This window comes from Stenotrophomonas sp. P5_A8 (genome assembly GCF_056400545.1).
On sequence record NZ_JBFULB010000354.1, the window covers coordinates 1 to 3824 of the forward strand.

The following is a 3824-nucleotide window of genomic DNA, read 5'->3' on the forward strand; positions in this document are numbered from 1 at the left end:
GGGCATGGGAGCCCAGCGCCCGACCCACCGACCAGCGTCAAAACGCCTGGCTTCTATCTGATTACCGCAAGCCGAGCCCCTTAGCGGCCGGTAGGGTCCTGGGCAAAATAAAGGAGGAGGCCGCAMCGCGGCCGGGGGACATTTGCGCCAGGGGCCTACCGGCTGCTAAGGGGCCCTCACGCTCGCGRCAGCCCCGARCGGAGAAGCCAGCCAATCCACACATTGCCGGCACTGCCCGTCCACACGCATAGCCTCGTGCTCACTCTGCGACGGCCCCTGAAGCAAGACGCTCCCTTCGGATGGGAGAAGAACCAAAAAAAGGGGGCCTTTCGGCCCCCTCAAGGGTGAAGCAGCTACCCCAGTGTTGGAGAGAGAAAATCAGAAGTACGCGCGGATGCCGAAGGCGACGCCGCGGCCCGGCAGTGGCGAGTAATCGCGCAGCAGGGAAGTATGCGGACGCACTTCCTGGTTGGTCAGGTTGCTGCCGTCCAGGAAGACCTCATAGCTGTTGCTGTCGCTGCGGTCCCAGCGGTAGGCCAGGTGAGCGTCGACCAGCGTGTAGCCCTTGCTCGGGTCTTCGTTCTGCGCCACGTCCTTCTGGCTGCTGTAGCGCACCGCACCGACCGACGCGCGCCAGCCGTCCCTGGACCAGCGCAGGTCGGCGCCGACGCGGCCCGGCGCGATGCGCGGCAGGTAGCCGCTGTTGGCCAGGTCCACACTGTAGTTGTGGTTGTGGTCGCCGTGCGGCACCGCGATGTCCACGGTGCGGCTGCCGCTGCCGTCCAGCTCGGCTTTGACGTAGTCGCCGAACACGCGCAGATCCCAATCGCCCGCGCTGCCTTCGAACAGGTGCAACAGCGCCTCGGCTTCGGCACCCTTGAAGGTCGCGTCCTGCTGCGTCCACAGGCGCACCGGCAGCGATTCGACCACGCCGGTCTCGGCCAGGTAGATGAAGTCCTTGAACTTGGTCTGATAGATGGACGCCGAGAAGTCGACACGATCGCTGTGGGTGTGGATGCCCAGTTCGACGCGCTGGCCGCGCTCGGTCTTCAGGTTGGCATCGCCGATTTCCAGCGAACGCGTGGCGATGTGCGCACCGGCCGCATACAGCTCTTCATTGGTCGGCGCGCGCTCGGAGCTGTCGATGCCGAAGCGCAGATCGACGGCGTCGTTGAGGGTCCAGATGCCGGCCGCGGAGAGATTGGTGGCATCGAACTTGCGCGCGCGGTAATCGCCGGTCGGGTCCAGCTTCACCTGGTCATGGCGGCCGCCGAGTTCCAGCTTGAACGGACCGAACTGCTTTTCCTGCAGCACGAACAGACCGATGTTCTTCGTACCCGTATCCGGCACGAAGGCCTCTTCGCCCTTGGCGCCGAAATCGCTGTTGCCGAGCTGCAGGCCGAACGCGCCGTCCCAGCCGCCGATCTGCTGCTGCACTGCTTCCAGGCGGGCTTCGATGCCACGGTTGGTGAAGCGGGTGGAGGGCGTGCCGGCTTCCAGTTCCACGTGCTCGTAGTCGGTGTAGGCGGTGCGCAGGTTGATGTTCTTCAGGAACGAGGTCGGGTTGTAGATGCCGCCCTTGGCTTCGAAGCGGTTCTGCACCATGTCGATGCGAACGTCGTGCTCGTCGCCTTCTTCCTCTTCGTCGCCATGGTCGTGGTCATGATCATGGTCGTCCTCGGCATGCACGTGTGCGCCGTTGGGAATGCCGTAGTTGGTGCGGTAGGTACTGGCCGAGGCGCCGAAGTAGCCGCCGTCGCCGAGCCAGGTCGCGCCGACGCCGCCGGCGCGGGTGCGCACGGAGCTGTTGTCCAGGCGGCCGCGACGCGGTTCGTCGCTGTCGGCGGCGTCATGGTCGTGGCCGCTGTGGTCTTCCAGGCCATCGATCACCGCGTAGCCGGGAATGCGGTAGTCATCACCATTGCGGACCAGGCCATCGACATGCAGCACGACATTATTGCCGCTGACACCGTCCAGGCGGAACATGCCGCTGCGCTCGTCATTGACCGAGTTGCCGCGCAGCTCGGCGCGACCGCTGAGCGGGCGGTCCGGGAGTTCGCGCGCGATGCGGCCATCGACCACGTTGACCGCGCCGCCGATCGCGCCGCTGCCGAACAGCAGCGTGGCCGGGCCCTTCAGTACTTCGATCTGGTCGGCCAGGAACGGCTCGGTGCTGGTGGCATGGTCGGCGCTGACCGTGGAGGCATCCATGTTGCCCATGCCGTTGGAGAGCACGGCCACGCGTGGGCCTTCCTGGCCACGGATGATCGGGCGGCCGACGCCCGGGCCGAAGAAGGTGCTCTGCACGCCGGGCAGCTTGGCCACGGTGTCGCCGAGGGTGCCGGCCTTCTGTTCGTCCAGGCGTTCACCGGCGAGCACATCGACCGGACGTGCCAGCGATTCGGCGTCGCCCTGCAGCGGGGAGGCGGTGACCTTGACCGTGGACAGTTCGGTCAGGTGGTGGTCACGTTGGCCGGCATCGTCGGCGGCCAGGGCGAGCGAGGGGATCAGCGCAGCGGCGAGGGCCAGGGACAGGGCGTGGGGCTGGAGGGAGCGGGAAGAGCGCATGGGCAAAGGGTCCGTCGTCAATTGTTACAATGTATCAATGGTGTGGCGCGCGCAGCCCTTGGCGGGGCAGGTACAGCGAGGGGGCGTTACGGGGGAGGAGCGGGGCCGAGGGGTGCGCGTCGGGATTGATGTTATATTATTCCATAACGCTTCGCCGACCCTGCTGGAAGTCATGCCCCTGTTCCCCCGCCTCCGTCATCTGCTCGATCGCTTCGGTGCCACCGGCTCGCTGCTGTGCGCGGTGCACTGCGCGGTGCTGCCGATCCTGCTGGCTGCCGCGCCGTCGCTGGGCCTGTCGGTCTGGCTGGGTGACGGGGTGGAACTGGCCCTGGTCAGCTTCGTCACACTGCTTGGGCTGTTCAGTCTGGTCTGGGGCTACCGTCGACACGGCGCGCTTCGCGCGTTGGGGTTCCTGGTGCCGGGGCTGGTGGCCCTGTGGGCCGGTCTGCTGTACGACCCGCTGCACCATTCGGCGGTGCCGCACGCGGTGGTGATGACGCTCGGCGGCGTGCTGGTGGGGGTGGCGCACCTGGTGAATCTGCGTTTGAACCATGGTCACATCCATGACGCCAGCTGTGCGCATTGAGGCGCTGTGGTAGGCTTCCAGATCGTGCGCGGGGGCGCCTGAGAGGGCGGCCCCGCCGAACCCGTGTCAGTGCGGGGTAATCAGATTCAAGACTAAGGAGTTGACGACATGGGTAAGGGTGACCGCAAGACCGCCAAGGGCAAGCGTTTCAACGCCAGCTACGGCAATTCGCGCTCGCACGTGGTGAGCAAGGTGGCCGTGGGCGCAGCTGCGCCGGTCGCCAAGAAGACCGTTGCCAAGGCGCCGGCCAAGAAGGCCGTTGCCAAGAAGGCTGTCGCCAAGGCCGGTTGATCCCGTCAGGCGGGTCGAAGAAAACGCGGCGCTTGCGCCGCGTTTTTTTTTGGGATTTTTTCAGGTGCAGATCAATTTCCAGATCAAGTTCTGGATCAACAGCCAGATCCAGAACTGCGAGTGCGTGCTTGTGCTGGTTTGGGCAGGTACGGGTGGGTTGGCGGGACACGCCGTAAATACGTCCGTGTAGGCTCCCAAGCCGCATCCATGCGGCTTGAGGGTCCCGCCAACCCACCCGTACCCGCCCTTGACAGTGTCCGGGCGCGCAACGAAACGGCGGAGGAGCACTTCTGCTCTGCTCTGCTCTGCTGTGCTGTGCTGTACTCTGCTCTGCTCGCCCTCGGCCGTAGGAAAACTGTCGAGGGTGGGGGTGTGTGGG

3 protein-coding genes are annotated in these 3824 nt (G+C 65.8%); 2 read left to right on the forward strand and 1 reads right to left on the reverse strand.

The features are described 5' to 3' along the window. Positions 1-378 precede the first annotated feature (378 nt). Complete coding sequence (locus tag AC1DQP_RS17835; protein ID WP_457319325.1) at positions 379-2568, reverse strand: TonB-dependent receptor; 2190 nt, start codon at positions 2566-2568, stop codon at positions 379-381. Positions 2569-2740: 172 nt separating this feature from the next. Here AC1DQP_RS17835 and AC1DQP_RS17840 point away from each other — a divergent pair, with 172 nt between their 5' ends. Beyond that, entirely contained in the window at positions 2741-3154 is a 414-nt protein-coding gene (locus AC1DQP_RS17840; protein ID WP_256776848.1) for a MerC domain-containing protein, read from the forward strand. A gap of 108 nt (positions 3155-3262) precedes the next feature. Then, complete coding sequence (locus AC1DQP_RS17845; RefSeq protein WP_038689543.1) at positions 3263-3445, forward strand: 30S ribosomal protein THX; 183 nt, start codon at positions 3263-3265, stop codon at positions 3443-3445. Positions 3446-3824 lie beyond the last annotated feature (379 nt).